Genomic DNA, 23,775 nt, shown 5'->3' with positions numbered 1-23,775 from the left:
GACGCGGGCGTGGCGGGCGCCGGGGAAGCGGCGGCCGGCGTGGCGCTGGCGGCGGGCGCCGGCGCGGCGGCAGCCTGCTCGCCGGCCGGTTCGGCCGTGGCGGCTTCCTGCGCGGCGGCGGCCGCTTCGGCGGCGAGCTCGGCCGGATCACGCTTGACGAACACGCGCTTCTTGCGCACCTCCACCTGGATGGTGCGCGAGCGGCCGGTCGCGTCGGCCTGGCGGATTTCCGAGGTCTGGCGACGGGTCAAGGTGATTTTCTTGCCCTCCGCGGCGGCGCCATGGGCGCGGCGCAGCGAGTCGAGCAGTTTCGCCTTGTCGCTGTCGGTGACGGCGTCGTCTACCGATTTGAGTTCAACGCCTGCCGAGCGCAACTGTTCCAGTAGCACGTTGGCAGGCATTTTCAGCTCGGAAGCGAACTGGGCGACGGTGTTGCTCGACATTAGGCGTTCTTCCTGTGTACGGCGATCTAACAATATAACTAGCGCAATCCAATAAAACGATTACCAGGCGGGCCGCTCGGCGGCCTACCCCCCTTCCTTCTCGTCGAACCAATGCGCGCGGGCGCGCATGATCAGATCGCTGGCGGCCTGCTCGTCCAGGCCGGAGATTTCCGACAGCTCATCGGTAGCCAGCTCCGCCAGGTCGTCACGCGTGTGGACCTTGCGTTCGGCCAGCTTGGCGGCGAGCTCCGGCGTCATGCCTTCCAGCGCCAGCAAATCCTGCGCCGTTTCCAGGGCTTCTTCCTGGGCAATCGCTTCGGTCAGCAGGGCGTTGCGCGCGCGGGTGCGCAACTCGTTGATCGTGTCTTCGTCGAAGGCCTCGATCTCCAGCAGTTCCTGCATGGGCACGTAGGCGATTTCCTCCAGGCCCGCGAAACCTTCATCGATCAGGATGTCGGCCACTTCCTCGTCCACGTCCAGCTTGCTCATGAACGTGGCGCGCAGGGTGGAACGCTCGGACTCCTGGCGATTCTGGCTTTCTTCCGGCGTCATGATATTGATCTGCCAGCCGGTCAGCTCGGACGCCAGGCGCACGTTCTGGCCCTTGGCGCCGATGGCCTTGGGCAGGTTTTCCTCGTCGACCACCACGTCCATGGCGTGCTTGTCCTCGTCGACCAGGATCGATTCCACGTTCGCCGGCGCCAGCGCGCCGATGACGAACTGCGCGGGCTCTTCTGACCACAGCACGATATCGACCTGCTCGCCGCCGAGCTCGTTGCGCACGGCGGTCACGCGCGAACCGCGCATGCCCACGCAGGTGCCGATGGGATCGATGCGCTTGTCGTAGGCGACCACCGCGATCTTCGCGCGCACGCCGGCGTCGCGCGCCGCCGCCTTGATCTCCAGCAGGCCCTGCTCGATCTCGGGCACTTCGTTTTCGAAGAGCTGGCGGATGAATTCCGGCGACGTGCGCGACAGGATGACCTGTTGGCCACGCGCGGCGTGGTCCACCTTCAGCACGTAGGCGCGCACGCGGTCGGCCACGCGGATGTTTTCCTTGGGGATCATCTCCGAGCGCGGCAGGCGGGCTTCGATCTTGCCGGTCTCGATGATGGCGTCGCCCTTGTCCATGCGCTTGACCGTGCCGGACACGATGGTCTCGCCGCGGTCCAGGAAGTCGTTGAGCACCTGCTCGCGCTCGGCGTCGCGGATCTTCTGCAGGATGGCCTGCTTGGCCGCCTGCGCGCCGATACGGCCGAACTCGATGGGCTCGAGCGGTTCCTCGATGTACTCGCCGACTTCGATATTGGGCACGATTTCGCGGGCGTCCGAGAGCATTTCCTGCTTGTCGGGTTCCTGCAGACCGGCCTCGTCGGGCACTACCAGCCAACGGCGAAAACCTTCGTGACTGCCGGTTTCACGATCGATGGAAACACGAATGTCCGCATCGTCCTTGAACCGCTTTTTCATGGCCGAAGCCAGCGCACTTTCGAGCGCTCCGAACACAACCTCGCGCGTAACGTTCTTTTCGCGCGCCAAGGCGTCGACCAACAGAAGAATTTCGCGACTCATCGCTTTTTGCCCTTGAAATCCAGAACGGGGTCCAGCTTGGCGCGTTCGACATCGTCGAACGTGAAACGCACCACCTGTATATCGTCCTTCTTTGCCTCAAATTCCACACCGAAAGTGGCCTTTTCCTGGTCCTGCGCCGCCTCGTCGGCGACCAGGATGCCGGTAAAGACCTTGCGGCCTTCGACCGCCTGGCGCAGCTTGACCTCCACGCGTTCGCCGGCGAAGCGACGCAGGTCGGACTCGCTGCGCAAGGGGCGGTCGACGCCAGGCGAGCCGACTTCCAGTCTCTTGTAATCGATATTCTCGACCTCGAACACGCGCGAAAGCTGACGCGACACCTGCTCGCAATCCTCGATGCGCACACCGCCGGGACGATCGATGGTCACGCGCAGCAGGCCCAGGGCGGCACGTTCCACGTCGACGAGTTCGACGTCCATGCCGGCCAGCGCCTCTTGGGTCATTGCGAATAAATCAGCCATATGCTCGAAAAAAATGGGCTGTACGCCCAGCCCATCGTGTTGTGCGGGAAACGCGGCCTCGAAAGCCCCGCTACCCGCCTTTATTTGTTCACTCGCCAGCGGCCTGGCAGCCCCGGGGACGATGACGGAAGACCGGAAAGCCCTACCTGCTAAGGCTCTGCCCTGCCCTGTCACGCCAGCCACGCGGAAGCGCCAAAACCCGCCTGCGCCGTGCGGCGGCAGGCATGAAACCATGCGCGCGTGGCACGAACAGCCGCCAAAACGGCCGTCTGCACAGGCAGGCACAAACGACGAGCCTGCGAAAACCTGAGATTTTATCAGATTTTCGGGAAATTGCCTGCTGCGTCGAGGAGTTACGGAATATGGGATGCCTCAGCGGCTGCCGCGGCCGCGCAGCTCGGCGATGCCGATGCGCGACTCGTGCGCCGAGGCGCCGCGCGGCTGCCAATCGTCGCCGCGCGAACCGCCGCCGCCACCACCGCCGCCGCGATTACCGCGCGCCTTGCCCTGCGGAGCCGCGGGCTTGCCGCTGCGATTGCCCTTGGGCGGACGCGCCGCGCGCGGTCCCTTGGGCTGCCCTTCGGCGCCCGGCTGGGCAAGCTGGCGCGGGCCTTCGCCCTTACGCGCGTTGGGATTCTTGCCGCCATGCTGCTGGCCGCGGGACTTCTGGCCGGACTTGCCGCCGCGTCCCTGGCCCTGCCCTTGACCTTGGCCTTGGCCCTGGCCTTGCATCGCGCCCTGGCCGCCTTGGCCGGGACCGCGTTTTCCGCCGCGGCGGCCACCCTTGCCGTTGCCGCCGCCATTGCCATTGCCGTTGCCATTACCGCCGCCGCTACCCTTGCCGCGGCCGCCATCGAGCCCCAGCGGATGGCCGTTGGCATAGCCGCCGGTGATCATCAGGCCGGTGCCGAAGGGGTCCGACGGCGAGGAAGCCGTCTGGCCGCTGCGGCCGGGCTTGCCGCCCTGCAGCTTGCCGCGCCGGCCGATGCGCGCGCCGTTCATGCCGTTGTTCTCGAGCGTGCCGAAACCGGGAGGCAGCGCGCTGTCGTGCGAATCGGGCTGCTTGGAACGGCGCCGGCCATCGCCGTCGTCATCGTCGCGCAGCAGGCCCAGTTGCACCATCAGCGCCGTACACAAATTCGGATCCAGCTCTTCCCAGCGGCCGCGCCGCAAGGTCGTCGGCAGCACGATGTCGCCGAAGCGCGTGCGGATCAGGCGGCTGACCGTCACGCCGATGGCTTCGAACATGCGGCGGACTTCGCGATTGCGGCCTTCCTGCAGCGTCACGCGATACCAGCGATTGCTGCCGTCGCCGCCGATGAAGTCCAGGGAACCGAAGGCGGCCTTGCCGTCTTCCAGCTCGATGCCCTCGACCAGCGAGGCGCGCTGCGCGTCGTCCATCGTGCCCAGCACGCGCACGGCGTACTCGCGTTCGGTGCCATAGCGCGGATGCATGATGCGGTTGGCCATTTCACCCGAGGTGGTGAAAATCAGCAGGCCTTCCGTATTCAGGTCCAGCCGGCCGACCGACAGCCACTTGCCGGTGCGCAGCTTGGGCAGGCGGGCAAACACGCTGGCGCGGCCGCCGGGATCGTCATGGCTGACGATTTCGCCGGCCGGCTTGTGATACAGGATCACGCGCGGCGGCTTGCGCGTATTCATGCGCGCGATGACGCGGCCGTTGACCCGCACCTGGTCGTTGGCGGCCACGCGCTGGCCGATGTGCGCCGGCTCGCCGTTGACCGACACGCGGCCCGCGACGATCAGCTCTTCCATTTCGCGGCGCGAACCGATGCCGGCATCGGCCAGGACCTTGTGCAGCTTGGGCATCACGACCTCGCTGTTCAGGTACTTGCCCAGCCGCTGCTCCATGCGCGCGCTCTTCTCCAGATAGGACAGGGCCTGCTCGGCCTCGCGCTCGTTGCCGCGGTCGTTGGCGCGCGGGTCCGCGCCGGCGGCCGCGTGGCCTTCGCCGGCGTCGCCGCCGCTCGCGGCGCCATGGCCGCCGGCGTTGTCGACCGCGTCGCCGCGACGGCGGCGGAAAGGCGTGCGCAGCTTGCGGCCGCGCGTGCGGGCGCCGCCCTCGCCTTCGCCGTTTTGCGGCTGGCCCGCGGCGGCCGGTTCGCCATATGCCGGTTCACCGTATCCCGCCACCGGTTCGAACGCGGGGGCGGGTTGTTGGGCGGCCGGCGCGAACAGATCGCCGCTTTGGCCGTGCGCCATCGCCGGCGCGGCATCGCCCGGCGCGTAATCATGGGTCGATTCACCGGTTGCCGCGCGGGCGGGACGATTGCGGGTCGGCTTGCCGGCGCGTTCGCGCTCGCGCCGCGGCGGCACGGCAGCGTCCTGCTCGCCCACGGCCTCGGCCGACGCATCGGCGCGGCGGCGCCCCCGGGCGCGCGGAGCCGGCGCATCGCCGGCTTCCGCCTGGCCCTGCGTGGCGGGCGCCGTGTCCGAACCGGCGGACGTGGACGTCGCGGGTGCGGAGGCTGCCGTATCGGACACGGACGTCGTGGATACGGGGGCCGCGGAAGCGGTTGGGGACTCCGCGCTCGCCGCCTGCTTGCGCGAGGAGGCGGCGCGCTTGGTTTCAACTTGCACCGGCGCGGCGTTCGACGCTTCGCCCTGTGCGGGCGCATTGCGGGTGGCGACCGGTTCGGCCGCCTGGCCAGATTGGCCCGTGGCAGCGGCAGTCTGGCTTGCGGCGGCCTGACCCGTAACAACCTGACCCGCCGCGCCTTGGTCCGCGGCGGCCTGCGCGCGCGGGGCACGGGGGGCGCGCGGCTTCCTGGCCGGCGCGGCGTCGGCCTGGCCCGCATCCGGTGCCCCGGCCTTCCCTTCAGCGGCGGCGCCCGCCGCGGCCTGGGTCGTCCCGGTTTGCCCGGCGGACGCGGCTTCCATCGTGGACGCGGCGGCCGTTTCGGCGGTCTTGGCGCGCGTCGACTTGCGGGGAGCGCGGGCGCGGGGCGCCTCCGCCGTTTCCGTTGCGGTCGCGTCGGCGGCCACCGAAGCAGGCGCCGACCCGGCTTCCTCGGCGCGCGCCACGCGGCGCGCGCGCGGCTTGCGCACCGGCGCCGCGGCGTCATCCTGCGCGGGGGCGCCGGCGGCATTCGCGTGTTCATTCACGGGGACGATTTCGTCCTGCGCTTTCTTATTGATGGTCACTAGAACTACTCCGGATTTCTATCTTTGCGAAACGCGCCGGGCGCGTCCTCATCGTCGGACCGCTCGGACGGCCGTTCAGGCGCGGCGTCCGGCGTGGATGACGGAATTTCAGGCTCCCCGCTCCGCGGCTCGATTTCCGGCGCGACGCTGGGAGGCGTTATCTCTGGTGTACGTGCGGGTTGAGGGACCCGCGCCCCGTCGCCTGGCTGATCTATGGTGTCGTGCCCAGGCGGCGGCATATCCGGCCGGCCGCCAACGGACGCCGCCAAGGCGGACAGTTGCTCGTTTTCATGATCGATGGACAAATCGGCGCCGGCCTTGTTCCCGGTAGCTCCGGAATCATCCGCGGAAGCGATAGCCATATCCGCGTGGGCCGCGCCGGTCCGCTCCGTCGCCTGGCGCACATCATCGTGCGGGGCATCGTCAGCGGCTGGCGATAAAGGGGATTCTACGCCAGATGCCGCCGCCCGTGCATCCTCCGTGGGCGGAATATCCACAATTCCTTCTTCACCGGCCTCTTCGGCGGATACCGCGGACGCGGAAGCAACACTTGCCCCGTCGCCGTCGGCGCCCTGGGCGGCATCTTCGGCCTGGGCGATTTCCCCCTTAGCGTCGTCCGCCGTGGCATCTTCCGCTACGGCGCCTTCGCCCCCGGCACTTTCCGCACCGTCATCCTGCGCACCGGCACCTTCCGCCACGGCGTCTGCTGCCACGGCATCCTCCGCCTCGGCGCCCTCCGCGCCGATCGCCGCCGACGCCGCGGGCTCGCCCGCCGTCTCGGCCGCGGCGCCGGCGGCGCCATCCGGCGCATCCGCATCCGCGTCCGGAGCGGGTTCGCCGGCCGCGCCCTCGTCAGCCGGCGCTATTTCCTCGATCTCGACGCCGCCGAGGTCCAGGCCCGCCAGCGCCGCGGCCGCGCCCTGGGCTTCCAGCGGCGGCAGCTCATCCAGCGCCCGCAATCCCAGGTCGTCAAGGAACTGCCGCGTCGTCCCGAACAAGGCGGGGCGTCCAGGCGCATCGCGATGGCCGATGACCTCGATCCATCCGCGATCCTCCAATGTCTTGACGATCTGCGACGACACGGTCACGCCGCGGATATCCTCGATATCGCCGCGCGTGACCGGCTGGCGCCAGGCCACGATGGCCAGCGTCTCCATGACGGCGCGCGAGTATTTAGGAGGCTTCTCCGGATCCAGCCGCTGCAGGTAGCGCTGCATGTGCGGCCGGCTCTGGAAGCGCCATCCGCTGGCCAGCGACACCAGTTCCAGGCCGCGATCCGTCCAGGACTGCTGCAGCCCTTCCAGCAGGCTGCCCAGTTTTGCGTCATCGATGCCATCGTCATCGTTGAACAGTTTGCGGATTTCACCGCGCGGCATCGGCTGCGTTGCGCAGAGCAACGCGGCTTCGATGACGATTGTTGCCTCGCTTTCATTCATCGATGTGTTCAACTTTTCTCAAAAAAAATGCCCCCACGCCGCGCGGCTTGCGCCGCTTGCTGCCCCCCGAGGGGACGTTTTTACCTTGGGGCGGCCCGGCGGTAAAAAAACAGACAAAGGACTTGCCATGAATCAAAAAGAGGGTTAATATTCTTTTCTCAGACGCGGGGTGGAGCAGTCTGGCAGCTCGTCGGGCTCATAACCCGAAGGTCGTAGGTTCAAATCCTGCCCCCGCAACCAGATACACAGAGAAGGCTTGGCGAAACCGCCAGGCCTTTTTTGTTTTCCCAACGCGGAAATCATTGCGCGGCCAACCATTGCGCGGCCAACGCGCGCAGCGGCACGCTTGCCGGAAAAGCCGCCGAAAAAACCACGGACAGCGCCGCCGCAAGCGTCACTGAACGTGGCCATCACGACCGCGGATACGATCGCGGCCACGCCCCATTCCCCAGCAGCACAGCCACCCGCCACGGCCAGAACCGCCACGACGGCCGCGCACGCCACCGCCAGGATGGCGGCCGTCTTGCCCGCGGCGATCGCGGCGGCGTTGATCGCCGGCATCGACGGCGGCATGGACGAATGGGAAGCTTGCAAAAAGACCTCGACCAACGAAGCTGGACAGGACAGCGAAAACAGGACAGGTTGGGGAGCGCGAATCGCCCGCCACGCGGCAGGCCGCCAACGACCGCCATCCGTGGAGACGGTCCGGCGCTACGCCGAATTTCGATCTGGAATGCAATCCTGGCGGGGCAACAGCGCTGCTTCATGCATGGCGCTCGCACCGCGTTTGCACCGCGCCTTGCGCCGCACGCCGCGCAGCATGGTGACCGCACCGCGACAAGCATATTCAATGCGCATCCGGGGTTCCGGACATCGCAAACAGGCTGCATGCACCCCGCGGCAAGCCCGGCCAACAAAGCGATATTGGAATAACCCGGCCCGCGCTACAGGTATTCAATCGATTATACGCGCCATTATCCGTAAAGGGAAAAATCGGGACGCACGCATCGCACCCGCCGGCGCCGGGCGGCCGGCGCTCAGTCCAGCGCCGCCCGCACCCTCGCGGCCAGCGCCTCGACGGTCATCCCGCGCGCGATGAAGACCAGCCGGGAACGATGGTCCTCATCCGGCCAGCCCCCCAGGTCCGCCAGGGGATACAGTTCGCGGTGCACGCCGTGCACCGCCCAGGGCCCCGTGCCGTCGGCGAAGGAAACCAGCCCCTTGACCCGTAGCAAGGATTCGCCCAGGGACGCCTGCAAGGAAGACATGCCGAGCAGGAACGACGGCCGCGCAGGCGCCCGCGCGTACACATGGGTCCAGACCGCCACGTCGTGCGCCGGGCCGCCGTCCACGAGACCATAGGATCCGCCGTCCGGCGCCGGCCCGCTCCCCGCGACCGGCGCGTAGCGGCTCAGCCATCCGGACCCGCCCGCCGGCGCCTCGCCGGGCGCGGACGTCCCTCTTCGATACCCCCCTTCCGCCAGCAAGGCGGAAGGCAGCTCCCCCGCCGGCGCCGGCACGTGCACCAGGGCCGAGGGATTCACCATGGCGACCCGCGCGCGCGCTCGCGCCACTTCCCCCGCCGAAGCCAGGTCGGCCTTGCCGATCACCACCTGGTCGGCCAGCGCCAGTTGCTGCGTCATTTCCGGCGGCAAAGGCGCGGCGGCCGCCAACTGGCGCGCGTCGGCCACCGCCACGGTGCCCGCATAGGCATAGCGTTCCGCGAGGAAATGCTCGTGCCGCAACGTGAACAATATGGGCGCCGGACTGGCCAGGCCGCTGGTTTCGATGACCACGTGGCGAAATGGCTCGATGGTCCGCCGCAGCGCCTGCATGAACAGGTCCCGCAAGGTATCGGCCAAGGCCCCGCCCACCAGGCAGCAGAGGCATCCGCCCTCGACCACTCGCACCGTGTCGGCGCTCGCCCGCACCAGATGGTGATCCATGCCGACGCTGCCGAACTCGTTGATGACCACGGCCGCGCCCGCATAACGCGGCGCGCGCACCAGGCGATTGAGCAAGGTCGTCTTGCCGCTGCCGAGGAAGCCGGTCAGCACCGTCACGCCGATCCGCTTGTCGGCCGGCGCGTCGCCGCGAGCTTGCCCGCGGACCTCAGTCGGCGACGGCGACGGCATTCAGTTCAATCAGGGCGCCGTAGTGCAGATCGCGCGTGGGAACGACCGTGCGCGCCGGCCGCGCCTCGCCCATGAAGGCTTCGTAGACCGCGTTCACCTTGCCCCAGAGCGCCACGTCGGGGATGAACAACTGCACGCTGGTCAGGCGATCGACGGAAGAACCGGCCGCCTCGAGGATGGCGGCCAGGTTTTCCAGGCATTGCCGGGCCTGGGCTTCGATGCCCTCCGGCATGCGGCGCTCTGGACCGGGCGCGAAAGGCAGTTGCCCGGCCACGAAAACGAAACCATTGGCCTTGATGGCCTGGCTATAGTGCCCCGCCGGCAAGGGCGCGCGAGGCGTCTGGATACGTTCGATCATGGAATCGGTCCGATAGTCTGGAAAACAGGACTATATCGGACTCGCACGGCCGCGCGCTGCGCTGGCGCACCGCGATTCGCCGGGCAAGCCTTTCACGGGTCGCGCCTGTTCCTGCTCCCGCCCGTTGCGGGCGGACCGCGCCGGTCAGGCGGCCCGCATGTGACGCTCGCCCGGATGTTGCCCGGACGCCGTCGCGTCCAGGCCCGCGCCATTGCCGCGCGACGCCTGCCCGTGCGCATAGGCATAGGCCAGGCTCATCGCCTTGCCCACCGCAGCTTGTTCGGAATGGGAAACCGAGCGTTCGCCCATGGGCGGCGCGCCGTCGACCAGGGCACGGGCGATGAAGCCCGCCTCGACCGAGGCAATTTCGATCGAGAAAGCACGGCCGCGTATGACGCCGCGCGCGACATGATGCCACCTGATCACAGCTCGCTCCTCTGGGACGTATATGCCGTTCATGCTCGCGCAAATGCCGGAACAGTGAACTGCAGGCTCTTTCGGGGTGTTACCAATGGTGCGTCACCCTCCCCCACGCTGCCGCGCCGCGCCCGCCCCTTGCAATCGACGCTTGCAAAGAGTGGGGTTTTCCCCGGTGCGCCGGAAGCGAGGAGGAATGCGAGCAACATGGCGATGACGGCGAGCGATTGTGCGCGGCGGCATGCCGCCGGTGCGTATTTGCCAGGCGGCCACGGCACGGCGCGGAGAAGCATCTCCCGCCCCGAAAATGCGAGCCCGGATGCGAATAGAAAACAAAGGGGCGTCGTCGTATTCTTTAAAAATGCGAATAAACAATCGCATTTAAAAATTGCGCGCCGCGCGGCGTTCTTTCCGCCGGCGCGCGCATCCCTCACCTACATCCGGAAGCATCCATGACGACCACCCTGACCTCCGCCCCGCTGGCTCCGCTGCTGGCCCAATTGTTCCAACAGGCCGATGCCGCGACCAGTCCCGACGTGGCGGCCATGCCGCGCGACGAACGCGAGCGCCTGATGAAAAGCAAGACCGAATATCTCGATCTCTACGGCCGCCTGAAGGACCTCTGGCTGCCGGTCTCGCGCGAGACGGGCAAGCTGCTGTACATGCTCGCCCGCGGCATCGGCGCGCGCAACATCGTCGAATACGGCACGTCCTTCGGCATATCGACCTTGCACCTGGCCGCGGCCCTGCGCGACAACGGCGGCGGCCGCCTGATCGGCAGCGAATTCGAGCCCGCCAAGGTCGCCAGGGCGCGCGAACACATGGTCGCGGGCGGCGTGGCCGACCTCGTCGAGATCCGCGCCGGCGACGCGCTGGAAACGCTGGCCCGCGACCTTCCCGCGACCATCGACTTCGTGCTGCTCGACGGCGCCAAGGCGCTCTACGCCGACATCCTGCAACGGCTCGAAGGCCGGCTCAGGGCCGGCGCGCTGATCGTCGCCGACAACGCCGACCTTTGCCCCGAATACCTGGCGCGCGTGCGGGCGCCCGACAGCGGCTACCTGTCGGTGCCGTTCGCCGACGACGTCGAACTGTCGATGCGGCTGGGACCGGCCGGCGCCTGAACCCGGCCCGCGGCCCCGGACGAACAGGCCTCTGGTCCCGGACAGACAGGCCCGCGACCCCGGACAAGCAGGCCCGAGGACGCAAGCGCCCGATGATTCACGCGGCCGACGACTCAAGCGCCCGATGACGCGCCGGCCATGCCGGCCGGCGTGCGCGGATATGCCAGCGTAAAGCGCACCCGCCCGGAGGCGCCGTCCCCTGCCGCGCCGATGCACTCGGCCGTGGCGCTGCCGCCGTGCAGGGCCATGATGGCGCGCACGATGGACAGGCCCAGGCCGCTGGCCTCCGAATCCGCGCTGCGGGACACGTCGGCGCGATAGAAACGGTCGAAAAGCTTGTGCAGGCGTTCCTGGTCGATGAAGGGCCCGACGTTCTCCACGTGCACCATCACGGCGTCGGGGCCCTCCTGGGCGCTCAACGTCACGACGCTGCCGGCATCCGCGTAGCGCACGGCGTTGGCCACCAGGTTGCCCAGCGCGCGGCGGAACAGAATGGGATCGGCCTGCACGCGGCCGTGCGCGCGGGACGCCAGGCGGATGCCGCGTTCCTCCGCCAGGCCCTCGAAATACTCCGCGATGCGGTCGAACTCCGCCGACAGGTCCAGCGATGCGTAGTTCAAGGCCGATTGCGCGTTGTCCGCGCGCGCCAGGAACAGGATGTTCTCGACCAGGCGCGCGATGCGCTCCAGCTCCTCGATGCTGGCGGCCAGCACGCCTTCGTACTCCTCGGGACTGCGGCGCTGGCACAGCGCCACCTGGCAGTTTCCCAGCAGCGCGCCGATCGGCGTGCGGATTTCATGGGCCAGGTCGGCCGAGAACTGCGCCAGGCGCTGGTAGCCATCCGCCAGCCGGTCCAGCATGTCGTTGAACGAGGCGGTGACTTCGCGCAATTCGTGCGGCGTGTCCTGCGTGCTCAGGCGGCGGTCGAGATTGCCCGGCGTGATGCCCGCCGCCTGCGCGGCCATGGTCCGCAAGGGCCGCAGCCCGCGCCGCAATGCCGCGTAACCCAGCACGGCGATGGACAGGAAGGCCGCCAGCACGGCCAGCGCGATCTGTTCGCGATACTGGCGGAGCATGCGCGTCTCCCCCAGCATCACGTGCCCGGCCAGCACCTCCAGCGCGGTGCCGTCGGCGGTGGCCGTCATGGCGGCCACCCAGCGGATCGGCACGCCCAACGTGCTTTCCCGGCCGCGCACCTCGCCCACCGTCAGGTCCTGACCCAGCGGCGCCGGCGCCAGGTCGGGCAGCGCCTGGCCGCCGGGATTGACGTTCACCAGCGGCGCCTGCCCGGGCTGGCGGAACACGAGGATGTCCTGTTCGTTGCCCAGCATGTTCTCGAACAACTGCGGACGCGCCCGCATGTCGTCCAGCCGCAGGGTTTCCTGCAACAGGGAGCGGTAGCGGTCGACGCGGCCGATCAGGCCGGTATCGCTGCGCGCGACCATGTTCGCCTGCATGGACATGTACAGATACACGCCGGCCACGCTGACCACCACGGCGGCCAGCAGCGCGAACAGCAGCGCGGTGCGCAGCGTCAGTGAGCGGGAACGCATTCGGCGTCTCCACGCACCTCGCAGACGTAGCCCATGCCGCGCACCGTGTGGATGAGCTTGGGCTCGAAGGGCCGGTCGACCTTGGCGCGCAGGCGCTTGATGGCCACGTCGACCACGTTGGTGTCGCTATCGAAGTTCATGTCCCACACCTGCGAGGCGATCAAGGTGCGCGACAGGACCTCGCCTTCCCGCCGCACCAGCAGGTGCAGCAGCGTGAATTCCTTGTTGGTCAGCGCGATCGCCGTGTCCATGCGCGTGACGCGGCGCCGGAGGACGTCGATATGCAGGTCCGCCAGGCGCAACTGGTCCACTTCGCGCACCACGCCGCGCCGCAGCAGCGTGCGGATGCGCAGCACCAGCTCGGTGAAGGAAAACGGCTTGACCAGGTAATCGTCCGCGCCCAGCTCCAGTCCCCGGATGCGGTCCTGGAGCTGGTCGCGCGCGGTCAGGAACAGCACCGGCACGTCCCGCTTGCCGCGCAAGGCCTCCATGACCTGCCAGCCGTTCAGGCCGGGCAGCATGACGTCCAGCACCACCAGGTCATAGGAGACCTCCATGGCCATGTGCAGGCCGTCGGCGCCGTTGCGCGTCCAGTCGACGGCATACCCGGATTCGCCGAGGCCCTTTTTCAGGTACTCCCCGGTTCTCGCATCATCCTCGACGACCAATATCCGCACGCGTCACCTCTGTCTCAAGCCTGCATTCTATCGAGCCGGCGCCCGGCGCTTAATGACATTTTTGTCATCCGCGGGTCATGTTGGCGTCCCGGGGGCGGGCAGATCATCGAGCTTCCCCGGACACGACAGTGGAGATACAGATGATGAAATTTTTCCGGATCCAAGCCCTCGCGGCCGGCGTCCTCCTGGCGGGCGGATTGGCCGCCGCGCACGCGGAACCCGCCCGCACCACCCTGCGCGGCAAGATAGACCAGGTCAGCGCCACCTCGCTGGAAATCACCGCCCGCAACGGCGCGAAATCCACCATCGCCTTGCCGGCCAACGTGCCGGTCCGCGCGGTGTCCTTGGCGAAGCTCAGCGACATCAAGCCGGACAGCTTCGTCGGCACGGCCGCCGTGCCGCAACCCGACGGGACGCTGAAGGCGCTGGAGGTCCACGTCTTCGCCGCCTCCCTGCGCGGATCGGGCGAAGGCAACCGGCCCTGGGAAGGCGCCGAGGGCAAGAAAGGCTCCATGACTAACGGGACCGTGGGCAGCGTGGTGACGACCAGCGGCACCACGATGAAGGTGAAATACAAGGAAGGAGAAAAGACCGTCACCGTGCCGCCGGACGTGCCTATCGTCTACCTGGAGCCGGGCGACGCCAGCCTGATGAAGACCGGCGCGCCGGCGCTGGTCTTCGCGCAGAAGGGCGACGGCGGGGCGCTGACCGCCTTGACCGTGGTGATCGGCAAGGACGGCACCATACCGCCGATGTAATCAGGACATCCCCGTGCATGCTTCTTCCTCCCCTCGCCCGCCGGCCCGCGCGCGGGTCCATACGCTGCCGGTGCGCCTGACGCACTGGGTGAACGTCTATGCCATGGGCTGCATGTTCATGAGCGGCTGGGGCATCTACAACGCCTCGCCCATTTTCCCGTTCACCTTCCCGGAGTGGGCGACCCTGGGCGGATGGCTGGGCGCGGCCACCATCTGGCACTTCGCCGTGATGTGGCTGCTGGTGGGAAACGGCCTGCTCTACCTGCTGACGGGCGCGCTCGACGGACACCTGCGGCGCGACCTGTTCAGCGTCAGGGCGGCGGACGTCCGGCGCGACGTGGCCGCGGCCCTGCGCCTGCGGCTCGGCCATCGCGCCGGCCACTACAACGCCGTGCAGAAGGCGATGTACCTCGGCGTGCTGCTCCTGGGCCTGCTGCTGGTGCTGTCGGGCCTGGCCATCTGGAAACCCGTGCAGTTGCAGGCCTTGACCACGCTCTTCGGCGGTTTCGCGGCGGCCCGCGTGGTGCATTTCCTGGCCATGGCGGGCGTGGCCCTGTTCGTCATCGTGCACGTGCTGATGGTGCTGCTCGTGCCCCGCACGCTGCCGCCGATGATCACGGGTCGGGCGCCGTTGCATCGGGCGCCGCTGGCCACGCCGCGCGGAGGCCACGATGCCTGAACGCAAATCCGCCAGGCTGGTGCTCGAACCCGCCCAACGCACCGCGCTGGCCAATGCGCAACGGCGCCTGTTGCTGCGCGGCGGCCTGAGCCTGGGCGGCCTGGCCATGCTGACCGGCTGCAACCTGCAGGACGGCGACACCTTCGACAAGGTGCTGTGGGCCATGTCCCGCTGGAACGACAAGGTGCAGGCCTGGCTTTTCCGCCAGGACAAGCTGGCGCCCACCTACGGCGCGAGCGACATCACGAAGCCCTTCCCCTTCAACGCCTTCTATCCCGAGTACAACGTGCCGGACATCGACCTGTCCGACTACCAACTGGAGGTGTCAGGCCTGGTGGCGGACAAAAAGGCATGGACCCTGGAAAACCTGCGCCGCCTGCCGCAGGCCAGCCAGATCACGCGGCTCATCTGCATCGAAGGCTGGAGCGCCATCGGCCAGTGGGGCGGCGTGCCCCTGAAAACATTCCTGCAACGCATAGGCGCGGACCTGACCGCGCGCTATGTCGGCTTCAAGTGCGCCGACCGCTATTACTCCAGCATCGACATGTCGACGGCCTTGCATCCGCAGACCATCCTGGCGCTGGATTTCGGCGGCGCGCCCCTGCCCCCCGATTTCGGCAATCCGCTGCGCCTGAGGGTGCCCACCAAGCTCGGATTCAAGAATCCCAAGCACATCATGGCGATCTTCGTCACCAACACCTATCCTGGCGGGTACTGGGAAGATCAGGGCTACAACTGGTTCAGCGGCATCTAATTATTCATTTATCTATTTATTCATCGCGTCCCGGAGGTTCGCGACCTCCGGGACGCAAGACCAGGTCCGGGCGGACAGGGCGCCGGGCAAGGCGCCGGCGCGCCGGTCAGTCCAGCTTCACGCCCGCTTCGCGGATCACCTCGCCCCAGCGCTGCGTCTCGTCGCGGATGTACTGCTGGTAGGCCTCCGGCGTGCTGCCCAGCACCTGCGCGCCCTGCGCCGCCAGTTGCTTGCGCACTTCGTCCGTCTGCAAGGCCTTGAGGATCTCGCGATTGAGCCGCGCGACGATCTCGGGCGGCGTGCCCTTGGGAACGACGACGCCCTGCCAGGCGCCCACCTCGAAGCCCGGCTTGACGGTCTCGGCCACGGTGGGCACGTTCGGCAGCAAGGGGCTGCGTTGGCTGCCCGTGACGGCCAGCGCCCGCAGCTTGCCGTCGCGCACGAAGGCCAGGGAATCGTTCAGCGTATTGGTCATGAACTGCACCTGCCCGCCCACCAGGTCCGTCATGGCGGGCGCGCTGCCGCGGTAAGGCACGTGCATGGCCTGGGCGCCGACGGCGCGCAGCAGCATCAGCGCGCCCAGGTGGGTGACGTTGCCGGTGCTGGCCGAGGCATAGGTGAGCTTGCCGCCCTGCGCCTTGGCGTAGGCGATGAAGGACTGGATATCCTTGGCCGGGACCGAGGGATGCACCAGCAGCACCAGGGGAATCACGGCCGTCGACGTCACGGCCTGGAAAGCGCGTTGCGGATCGAAGCCCAGCTTGGTGTACAGGTTCGGGCTCAGCGCGATGGACGAGGTGTTGTACAGCAGCGTATAGCCGTCCGCCGCCGTCTGCGCCACGTGTTGCATGCCGATATTGCCGTTGGCGCCGCCACGGTTCTCCACCACCACCGTCTGCCCCAGTTGCCCGGTCAATTGGCGGGCGAGCACGCGCGCCACCAGGTCGGTCGGGCCGCCTGCCGGGAACGGCACCACCATGGTCACCGGCCGTTGGGGCCAATCGGCCGCCCGCACGGCGGCGGGGGCGGCCGCCAGCAGGCCGATGCAGGCCGCCGTCGCGGCGGCCCATGCTGCACGTAAAAACATGGTTGTCTCCTCGTTTTATTTATTGGACTGCTTTGTTGAACTGCTTTGTGGGATTGCTTTATCGGACTGCTTTAATCGGACTGCTTTATCGGATTGCCTTGCCGCCCTCAGGCGGGCCGGCCCGCCAGCAGGCGCACGGCCGTGTACTCCATGACGGCGGTGCCGTCCTGCTTGCGGACCGTGATCGCCGAGGTCACCACGGCCCGGTTCTGCTTGGACGTCGGCTTGACGCCGGTGACCTCCACTTCGGCCCAGATGGTGTCGCCGGCCACGACGGGCGCGAGCATCTTCTTGTGGACTTCCAGCAAGGCCAGGCCGGTGCCCTGCACCATGGTCTGCATCAGCATCCCTTCGATCAGCCCGTAGGTCAGGCCGCCCGGCGCCGGCCGCCCGCGCATCGCGCCGTGCTCGTACGTGGTGTCGATGAAGATGGCCTCCAGCATGCCGGTGACGCTGATGAAGTTGACGATGTCCGTCTCGGTGACGGTGCGGCGGAAGGTATGGAAGCGCTGGCCCTCCTTCAGGTCCTGCCAGTAGAAGCCCTGGCCCAGCAGCGGCGGTTGGGATGTCATGACGTCGTTGTCCTTTTCAAGGGTTGATCGGTAAAGCCAGTTCGGCGATCGCCGCCTCGCTCAGCCCCGCTTCCCGCAGCACCTCGCGGGTATGTTCGCCGAGGCGCGGCGCCATCGCCGGCGCCACCTTGCTGTCGGCCAGGCGAACGGGGCTGCGGACGTAGCGGTAGGCCTGTCCATGGCCGTCGTCGACGTCCACGAAAAGGCCCACGCTGCGCAGGTGCGGATCGTCCGGCAGGTCTTCGAGGCGGTTGATCGGCGCGGCCGGGATTTCGAGCTGCCGGCACAACGCCAGCCAATGCGCGGTGTCGCGCCCCGCCACGATCTCGCCGGTAAGCGCGTACAAGGTGTCGATGTGCCGCGTGCGCGCCGCGATGTCGGCGAAACGCGGATCCGCGGCCAGGTCCTCGCGCCCGCTGTGCGTGAAGAAGCGCTGCCAGTGGGAATCGGTGTAGGGCATCATGCAGATATGGCCGTCGGCGGTGGCATAGGGACGGCGCCATTGCGTCAGCACGCGCGGATAGCCCATGGCCCCGGGGGCCGAGGACAGATGCCCGCCGTACAGGTGCTCCACCATCACGAAGGAAGCCATGGATTCGTACATCGGCACTTCCAGCGCCTGCCCGCGGCCCGTGCGCTCGCGCTGGAACAGCGCCGCCAGGATGGCGTGCGCGGCCACCAGCCCGCAGGTCTTGTCCGCGGCGATGGTGGGCAGGTATTGCGGCGCGCCGGTCTGGCGCCGCATCAGGTCGGCCACGCCGGACAGTCCCTGGATGATGTCGTCGTACGCCGGCCGGCCGTCATAGGCCCCGCCAGCGCCGAAACCGTACAGCCCCGCGTACACCAGCCGCGGATTGCGCGCGCACAGGGTGGCGGGATCCAGGCCCAGCTTGGCCATCTTGGACGGCCGCATGCTGTGCATCAGCACGTCGGCGCCGTCGACCAGCGCCAGCAGGGCCTCGCGCGCGGCCGGCTGCTTCAGGTCCAGCACCACGCTGCGCTTGTTGCGGTTGATGCCCAGGAAGATGGCGGCCAGTCCCGCTTCGCGCGACGGCCCGGTATTGCGGGTGGAGTCGCCGCCGGGCGCCTCGATCTTGACGACGTCGGCGCCGTAGTCCGCCAGCACCTGCGAGGCGTAAGGGCCGAAGACCACGGTCGTCAGGTCGAGGATGCGTATGCCGCCGAGCGCAGCCTGTTGCGGGGAGTGAGCGGGTTTCATGGCGGACCATCCTAAAGACGCCGCGCCCGCGCGTCTAATACGGCTTTGGTATGGCGCGATACCACATGCTTATGGCGATGCTGGACGGCCCGGGACGTCCCGGGCCGCCCGCGCGGTCCGATACGCCCGGGCCGTCGAAGCGACCCGGCTTGCCTGGACGGCCCCTGCGGCCCGGCCGCTCAGGCCGTCAGCACCGCGCGCCCGACGACCTTGCCGGCCACCAGCGACGCCAGCACCGCGTCGGCCTCTTCCATCGGATAGCGGTGCACCGGAATCGGCTTGACCTTGCCCTCGCGCACCAGCGCCATCAGCTCGCCCAGCTCCTGCAGATTGCCCACATAGCTGCCGACGATGGAAATCGCCTTCATGGGGATGAGCGCCAGCGACCACGTCGCGCCGCCGCCGAACAGGCCCACGATGACCAGCTTGCCGCCCTTGGCCAACGCATCGAAGGCCGTGCCGGTCGTCGGCGGCGCGCCGACCAGGTCCAGGGCCGCCTGCACGGGCTTGCCGCCATTGGCATCGAGGATCCGCCGGACCGCATCGGGCGCGCTGCCGTCGATGGCGGCCAGCGCGCCCGCGGCCAGCGCCGCTTCGCGCTTGACAGGGTCGATGTCCACCACGATGGCGCCCTTGCCGCCCAGGGCGCGCAGGATCTCCACGGCCATCAAGCCGAGGCCGCCGGCGCCGAAGATGACGATGGGATGGTCGCGATAGATGTCGGGGCCGATCTGGCGCAAGGCCGAATAGGTGGTCAAGCCCGAGCACGCGTACGGCGCGACGGTGGCGGGATCCAGGTCGCCGATGTCGATCAGGTAGCGGGCGTCGGGCACCAGCAGGTATTCCGCGTAGCCGCCGGGACGGTAGACGCCGAGGGAGCGCGGCGCCGCGCAATGGTTCTCGCGCCCCGCCTCGCATGCCGGACACGCGCCGCAGCCTATCCACGGGTAGACCAGATAGTTGCGCCCGGCCTGGACTTGCGTGGCCCGCGGTCCCGCCGCGTGCGGCGTGCCGACCGTCTCGTGGCCCAAGGTCAGGGGCAGCGTGACGCCGCGATCCTTGAGCGACAGCCGCTTGCCTTGCCCGAGGTCATAGCCGCCCTCCCACAAATGGATGTCGCTGTGGCACACGCCGGCGGCCCGCACCTTCAGCAGCACCTCGGCATCGCGCGCTTCCGGCATGGCCACCTCGCGCGCCTGCAGCGGTTGATGGAAATCGACGACGCAATAGCATTTCATGGCTTTCTCCGTTCTTGTTTTAGGACCCGAAGGATGACTTGCGTGGCTTGCTTTCGTGGATTGCTTTCCTGGCTTTCTTGCGTGGCTAGCTTGCATGGACGCCTTGCGCGCTCGCGGGCCTCCGCCATCGGCCGACGGCGCGAAGACCCTGGCCGGCAGCCCGCCGGGTTGGCCCTCGCGCCCCATGCTAAGGTGGGCGCTTGCGTGCGGTCCGAAGCGTTTCGTATTGGATGATACGGGATTTGATAATGGTCATGGATTTGCGTCAGTTGCGTCAGTTGGTCACCATCGCCGAGCTCGGCAGCTATCGCCGCGCCGCCGAGGTGCTGCACATCGCCCAGCCGGCGCTGTCGGTGTCGATACAGAAACTGGAGCATCTCGTCGGCGTGCAATTGCTCGAACGCGGCACGCGCGGCGTCACGCTCACGCCCGCCGGCCAGGCCCTGGTCACGGACGCGCGGCGGGCGCTCTATCACGCCGACCAGGCGCGCCAGGCCGCGCGCCGCGTCGGCCTGGGAGAATGGGGCACGCTGCGGCTGGGCTTCGTGGGGTCGGCCACCTACACCCTGCTGCCCCGGCTGCTGCCCGCCTTCCGCGCCGCCTGTCCCGAGGTCGACCTGGAATTGCGGGAAGACAGCACGGTGGGCCTGCTGGCCTTGCTGCGCAGCGGCGAAATCGACGCCGCCCTGGTCCGCGGCCCCACGGCGGAGGATCCCTTGCTGTCGAGCTGGGTGCTGGAGCGCGACGACCTGATCCTGGCGGCGCCGCGCGGCCATCCCCTGGCGCGAGGCGAATCCGTGCCCCTGTGCGCCGCGCGCGGGGAAACCTTCGTCGTCTACTCGCCCAAGATGGTGCCGGGCTTGCACGGCGTGACCCAGGAGCTATGCCGCAGCGCGGGTTTTTCGCCGCGCATCGGCCAGGAAGCGATCCAGGTGCAGACCGTGGTCAGCCTGGTGGCCAGCGGCATGGGCGTGGCGCTGGTGCCCGGCGTGGCCCGCGTCTACACGACGCCGCACGTCGTCTTCGTGCCCTTGACCGACCCGCGCGCGCACGGCGCGCTGGCGCTGTCGCTGGTCACGCATCGCGAAGGCGCGAACGCCGCCGTGCTGCGGCTGCGCGACTGCCTGGCGCCGGGCGAGTCCGCGGTGGCGGCGTAAGGCGGGAGCGCCGTCGCCAAGGCCATCGACAATGTCATCAAGTCACCGTCGTTACTGACCTTACTGGCGTCACAGACATCACCGTCGTCACCGACATCGCTCACCCGCGTCATCCCTCTGTCAGGCCAGCGCTTCGCCGCATAACCGGCGCACGAGGTCCAGGGCCGGCAGATCGCTGGCCAACGCCTCCGCGCCGACCCGCGCGTACCAGGCGGACTCGCTCCCCAGGGCCAGCCGCCACTCGCGCAAGCTGCCGGTGTACAGGCCCAGGTCGTGTTCCTCCGTGATGCCGATCGCCCCATGCACGGCATGGGCGATATCGCACACGGGAACGATGGCCTCGCAGATGCGGCCCCACGCCAGCGCCGCCGCCTCGGGACGCGGGCAGGCGAGCGGCCCCGTCAGCACGAGGTCCGCGGCGCCGCGCGCGGCCCAGACCTGTTCCGCCATGACCGCCAGTTGCTGCTGGATGGCCTGGAAACGGCCGATCTGCTTGCCGAACTGGCGCCGCTCGCCGGCGTAGGCAAGACTGAGATGCAGCACGCGAACCATGGCGCCCGCCGCGATGCCGGCATAGCCGCAGGCGGCCAGCGTGTCCAGGGCGGGCGCCCCCTCGGCGGAAAGCATCTGCGCGTCGCGCATCGCCCAGCCCGCGCTGGCGCTCAAGACGCCATGCGGGGCCGTGGGCGCGATATCGGCCTTGGACACCGGCAGCAGGCAGGCCTGGCCGTCCACCGACGCCAGGACATGATCGGCGACGCACAGCCACGGCACGCGCGCGCCGCGCAGGACGTCGCCGTCGCGCCGCCATCCCTGGGGAGCGATCGTGATCGCCCCCGGCGGCGGCGTCGCGCCGATGCCGGCCAGCCAGGCGCGCGCCAGCACCGTATCCGCCGCGGGAAAGGGCGCCGCGTGATAGCCGGCCGCGAGGAAGGTGGACGCCACGTCGCCCAGGCCCAGGCCGGCGCCGCCGGCCGCCTCGGGCAGCAGCGCGTCCAGCGCGCCGCTCCGCGCGTAGGCGTCCCAGGCGGCGGCGGGCCGCTCCCCCGCCCGCGCCCGCCGCGATACCGCGGGCGCGCAGGTGTCCGCGAACAGTCGTTCGGACGCGGCGCCGAGCATATCGGCTTCGTCGTGGAAACTGGCGTAATGCAAGGCGATTCTCCTCAGCGCATGTCCAGGCCGCGGGCGATGATGCCGCGCAGTATCTCGCGGGTGCCGCCGCGCAATGAAAAGGTGGGGCTCATCCGGTCGAGATAAGCCAGGGTCCGCCACAGCGCGTCGTCGATGGGCGGCCCGGACGCGGCGCCGAGCGCATCGCCGATGAGTGCGGGAATGCGTTGCTCCAGCTCGGTGCCGAGGTCCTTGACCAGGGCTGCTTCGACGGCCGGGCTTTCGCCGCGCGCAAGGCGCCCGGCGATGGACAGCGACATGGAACGCAGGGTCGCCAATTGCGCCAGGATGCGTCCCGTCAATGCGTGGTGCGCGGGATCGCGAACGGCGCGGCAGCGCTCCAGCCAGCATTGCACCAGCGCCATGCTGGAATACAGGCGCTCCGGACCGCTGCGCTCGAACGCCAGTTCGGCGTTCACCTGCGCCCAGCCGTCGCCCTCGGTCCCGATCAGGGCGTCGGGCCCCAGGCGGACCTGGTCGAAGAACACCTCGCAGAAATGCGCGTCGCCCGCCACGTCGACGATGGGCCGCACGGTCACCCCCGGCGCCTTCAGGTCGATGATCACCTGCGACAGGCCGGCATGGCGGTCCTCCGGCGTGCCGCTGGTGCGCGCCAGCGCGATCATGTAGTGCGCGTGCTGGGCATTGGTGGTCCATATCTTGGCGCCGTCCAGTATCCATCCCGCGCCGTCGGGCCGCGCGCGCGTCCGTATGCTGGCCAGGTCCGAACCGGCGTCCGGCTCGCTCATGCCGATGCAGAAGAAAGCCTCGGCGCGGCAGATGCGCGGCAGGTAGAACCGGCGCTGCGCCTCGGTGCCGTACTTGAGGATCAGGGGCGCGCTCTGGCGGTCGGCGATCCAGTGCGCGGACACCGGCGCGCCCGCCGCCAGCAATTCCTCGGACAGCACGAAGCGGGCGAAATGGCCGCGCTCGGCGCCGCCATAGGCGCGCGGCAGCGTCAGGCCCAGCCAGCCTCGCCGCGCCAGCGCCCGGCTGAAGTCGGCGTCATAGCCCATCCAGGAACGCGCGCGCAGGTCCGGCGCGAAGCCGGCCAGCGCGTCGTCCAGGAAGGCGCGGATTTCCTGGCGCAGGGCCAGGTCCTGTGGGGGAATGCTGACCGGCGGAAGGAACTCGATCATGAAGTGGGCGTGGGATTGGAGGTGACGACAGGCCCGACTATCCGTCGCCGCGCCGGACAGCGTCCAATACTTTTTCTGTCAGGGGCGATATACGGGCGATATTGGGAGCAGGGCGCGCGCTTCGCCGTTCCAACCTTGAGCAAGTCTTGCGCAAGTTCGGCAGAAACATGCGCAAAATCTGAGCAAAACAGGGCCGCACGGAAAAAATTTTGCTGCCTTATCGAAAAAAGTCGCAGGCCCGCTTGCACCCTCTAAAAAATACGTGCTATAGTCTTGCTTCTTTAGCGCCGGTCCCCGATAGCTCAGTCGGTAGAGCGACGGACTGTTAATCCGCAGGTCGCTGGTTCGAGCCCAGCTCGGGGAGCCAAAACCGCACTAAAGCGTAGTACCGACAACAGAAACCGCCGCAAGGCGGTTTTTGCTTTTCTGAAGAAAGCCGCCGCAAGGCGGCTTTTTGCTGCCGGGCAACTCCATGACAAAAACGCCCTCTCCGGGAGAAACAGCAAGCGGCCCCGGCCACGCGGCGTCGAGGCTTTTTGATTTTTGTTTTTGATTTTTGACGCTTGGTACTAACATTACTGACTGCGGCAGCATTTATCCGCGTCGGATTTTTCCAGCGTCCGCGCACGCCCGTTTCGGCGTG

General features: G+C 68.4%; 22 protein-coding genes, 2 tRNA genes and 1 pseudogene. 8 read left to right on the top strand and 17 right to left on the bottom strand.

Annotated features, from left to right (window positions below; all coding sequences use genetic code 11):
• From CAL29_RS09465 to scpB, 5 genes and pseudogenes are all read right to left on the bottom strand, one after another.
• Positions 1-443 (bottom strand): translation initiation factor IF-2 associated domain-containing protein (locus CAL29_RS09465; protein WP_179283954.1); only part of this gene is annotated, 443 nt, incomplete at its 3' end.
• 84 nt (positions 444-527) lie between these two features.
• The gene (nusA, locus tag CAL29_RS09460) at positions 528-2,015 is read right to left on the bottom strand and encodes a transcription termination factor NusA (RefSeq protein WP_094852611.1); all 1,488 of its coding nucleotides are present in this window, start codon (positions 2,013-2,015) and stop codon (positions 528-530) included.
• Positions 2,012-2,494 carry a ribosome maturation factor RimP gene (gene rimP / locus CAL29_RS09455; RefSeq protein ID WP_094852610.1) on the bottom strand — a complete coding sequence of 161 codons (483 nt, stop codon included), beginning with the start codon at positions 2,492-2,494 and terminating at the stop codon, positions 2,012-2,014. The genes nusA and rimP overlap by 4 nt, the downstream gene beginning before the upstream one ends.
• A gap of 372 nt (positions 2,495-2,866) precedes the next feature.
• Positions 2,867-4,717, bottom strand: a complete 1,851-nt coding sequence (rluB, locus tag CAL29_RS09450; RefSeq protein ID WP_094852817.1) for a 23S rRNA pseudouridine(2605) synthase RluB — start codon at positions 4,715-4,717, stop codon at positions 2,867-2,869.
• 1,418 nt (positions 4,718-6,135) lie between these two features.
• Positions 6,136-7,095: pseudogene (scpB, locus tag CAL29_RS09445) on the bottom strand (SMC-Scp complex subunit ScpB); the annotation flags it as partial.
• A 163-nt stretch (positions 7,096-7,258) separates the two neighbouring features.
• On the opposite strand from scpB, the gene CAL29_RS09440 reads away from it, so the two are divergent.
• A tRNA-Met gene (locus CAL29_RS09440) sits at positions 7,259-7,335 on the top strand.
• Positions 7,336-8,132: 797 nt separating this feature from the next.
• On the opposite strand, the gene CAL29_RS09435 is transcribed toward CAL29_RS09440, so the two are convergent.
• The 3 genes from CAL29_RS09435 to CAL29_RS09425 form a co-directional block, all read right to left on the bottom strand.
• On the bottom strand, positions 8,133-9,230 hold the full coding sequence (locus CAL29_RS09435) for a CobW family GTP-binding protein (RefSeq protein ID WP_094852608.1): 1,098 nt from the start codon (positions 9,228-9,230) through the stop codon (positions 8,133-8,135).
• A complete protein-coding gene (locus tag CAL29_RS09430; RefSeq protein WP_218831825.1) occupies positions 9,208-9,588 on the bottom strand; it encodes a RidA family protein in 381 nt (126 codons plus the stop codon). Before CAL29_RS09430 ends, CAL29_RS09435 begins: the two co-directional genes overlap by 23 nt.
• A gap of 144 nt (positions 9,589-9,732) precedes the next feature.
• On the bottom strand, positions 9,733-10,014 hold the full coding sequence (locus CAL29_RS09425) for a hypothetical protein (RefSeq protein WP_094852607.1): 282 nt from the start codon (positions 10,012-10,014) through the stop codon (positions 9,733-9,735).
• A 198-nt stretch (positions 10,015-10,212) separates the two neighbouring features.
• Here CAL29_RS09425 and CAL29_RS31295 point away from each other — a divergent pair, with 198 nt between their 5' ends.
• Positions 10,213-10,461, top strand: coding sequence for a hypothetical protein (locus CAL29_RS31295; RefSeq protein WP_143277642.1), 249 nt, complete (start codon positions 10,213-10,215; stop codon positions 10,459-10,461).
• Positions 10,458-11,129 carry an O-methyltransferase gene (locus CAL29_RS09420; RefSeq protein ID WP_094852606.1) on the top strand — a complete coding sequence of 224 codons (672 nt, stop codon included), beginning with the start codon at positions 10,458-10,460 and terminating at the stop codon, positions 11,127-11,129. Before CAL29_RS31295 ends, CAL29_RS09420 begins: the two co-directional genes overlap by 4 nt.
• Positions 11,130-11,242: 113 nt before the next feature.
• Here the strand turns inward: CAL29_RS09420 and CAL29_RS09415 are convergent, their stop codons facing one another.
• On the bottom strand, positions 11,243-12,682 hold the full coding sequence (locus tag CAL29_RS09415) for a heavy metal sensor histidine kinase (protein WP_094852605.1): 1,440 nt from the start codon (positions 12,680-12,682) through the stop codon (positions 11,243-11,245).
• On the bottom strand, positions 12,664-13,359 hold the full coding sequence (locus CAL29_RS09410) for a heavy metal response regulator transcription factor (RefSeq protein WP_094852604.1): 696 nt from the start codon (positions 13,357-13,359) through the stop codon (positions 12,664-12,666). Before CAL29_RS09410 ends, CAL29_RS09415 begins: the two co-directional genes overlap by 19 nt.
• Positions 13,360-13,499: 140 nt before the next feature.
• Here CAL29_RS09410 and CAL29_RS09405 point away from each other — a divergent pair, with 140 nt between their 5' ends.
• Genes CAL29_RS09405 through CAL29_RS09395 form a run of 3 tightly spaced genes read left to right on the top strand, consistent with a single transcriptional unit; the run spans position 13,500 to position 15,550 of the window.
• Entirely contained in the window at positions 13,500-14,117 is a 618-nt protein-coding gene (locus tag CAL29_RS09405) for a hypothetical protein (protein ID WP_094852603.1), read from the top strand.
• A gap of 13 nt (positions 14,118-14,130) precedes the next feature.
• The gene (locus CAL29_RS09400) at positions 14,131-14,796 is read left to right on the top strand and encodes a cytochrome b/b6 domain-containing protein (protein ID WP_094852602.1); all 666 of its coding nucleotides are present in this window, start codon (positions 14,131-14,133) and stop codon (positions 14,794-14,796) included.
• Positions 14,789-15,550 (top strand): molybdopterin-dependent oxidoreductase, encoded by a 762-nt coding sequence (locus tag CAL29_RS09395; protein WP_094852601.1) that lies wholly within the window; start codon positions 14,789-14,791, stop codon positions 15,548-15,550. The genes CAL29_RS09400 and CAL29_RS09395 overlap by 8 nt, the downstream gene beginning before the upstream one ends.
• A gap of 106 nt (positions 15,551-15,656) precedes the next feature.
• Here the strand turns inward: CAL29_RS09395 and CAL29_RS09390 are convergent, their stop codons facing one another.
• The 4 genes from CAL29_RS09390 to CAL29_RS09375 all read right to left on the bottom strand — a co-directional run bounded on the left by CAL29_RS09390 (position 15,657) and on the right by CAL29_RS09375 (position 19,666).
• Positions 15,657-16,637 (bottom strand): Bug family tripartite tricarboxylate transporter substrate binding protein, encoded by a 981-nt coding sequence (locus tag CAL29_RS09390; protein ID WP_094852600.1) that lies wholly within the window; start codon positions 16,635-16,637, stop codon positions 15,657-15,659.
• 107 nt (positions 16,638-16,744) lie between these two features.
• Positions 16,745-17,209 carry a MaoC family dehydratase gene (locus CAL29_RS09385; protein ID WP_094852599.1) on the bottom strand — a complete coding sequence of 155 codons (465 nt, stop codon included), beginning with the start codon at positions 17,207-17,209 and terminating at the stop codon, positions 16,745-16,747.
• A gap of 16 nt (positions 17,210-17,225) precedes the next feature.
• Positions 17,226-18,428 (bottom strand): CaiB/BaiF CoA transferase family protein, encoded by a 1,203-nt coding sequence (locus tag CAL29_RS09380; RefSeq protein ID WP_094852598.1) that lies wholly within the window; start codon positions 18,426-18,428, stop codon positions 17,226-17,228.
• A gap of 179 nt (positions 18,429-18,607) precedes the next feature.
• On the bottom strand, positions 18,608-19,666 hold the full coding sequence (locus CAL29_RS09375) for an alcohol dehydrogenase (protein ID WP_094852597.1): 1,059 nt from the start codon (positions 19,664-19,666) through the stop codon (positions 18,608-18,610).
• A gap of 254 nt (positions 19,667-19,920) precedes the next feature.
• Between CAL29_RS09375 and CAL29_RS09370 the strand changes: the two genes are divergently transcribed.
• Entirely contained in the window at positions 19,921-20,823 is a 903-nt protein-coding gene (locus CAL29_RS09370; RefSeq protein ID WP_256977278.1) for a LysR family transcriptional regulator, read from the top strand.
• A 120-nt stretch (positions 20,824-20,943) separates the two neighbouring features.
• Here CAL29_RS09370 and CAL29_RS09365 read toward each other — a convergent pair whose 3' ends face one another.
• Positions 20,944-21,975, bottom strand: a complete 1,032-nt coding sequence (locus CAL29_RS09365) for an acyl-CoA dehydrogenase family protein (protein WP_256977277.1) — start codon at positions 21,973-21,975, stop codon at positions 20,944-20,946.
• A gap of 11 nt (positions 21,976-21,986) precedes the next feature.
• Entirely contained in the window at positions 21,987-23,132 is a 1,146-nt protein-coding gene (locus CAL29_RS09360; protein WP_094852595.1) for an acyl-CoA dehydrogenase family protein, read from the bottom strand.
• Positions 23,133-23,423: 291 nt separating this feature from the next.
• On the opposite strand from CAL29_RS09360, the gene CAL29_RS09355 reads away from it, so the two are divergent.
• Positions 23,424-23,499 (top strand) — tRNA-Asn (locus tag CAL29_RS09355).
• A gap of 8 nt (positions 23,500-23,507) precedes the next feature.
• Here CAL29_RS09355 and CAL29_RS31290 read toward each other — a convergent pair.
• Positions 23,508-23,726, bottom strand: coding sequence for a hypothetical protein (locus CAL29_RS31290; RefSeq protein ID WP_179283953.1), 219 nt, complete (start codon positions 23,724-23,726; stop codon positions 23,508-23,510).
• Positions 23,727-23,775 lie beyond the last annotated feature (49 nt).

This window comes from Bordetella genomosp. 10 (assembly GCF_002261225.1).
Taxonomy (GTDB): Bacteria; Pseudomonadota; Gammaproteobacteria; order Burkholderiales; family Burkholderiaceae_B; genus Bordetella_C.
This window is presented reverse-complemented; position numbering and strand designations above follow the sequence as displayed.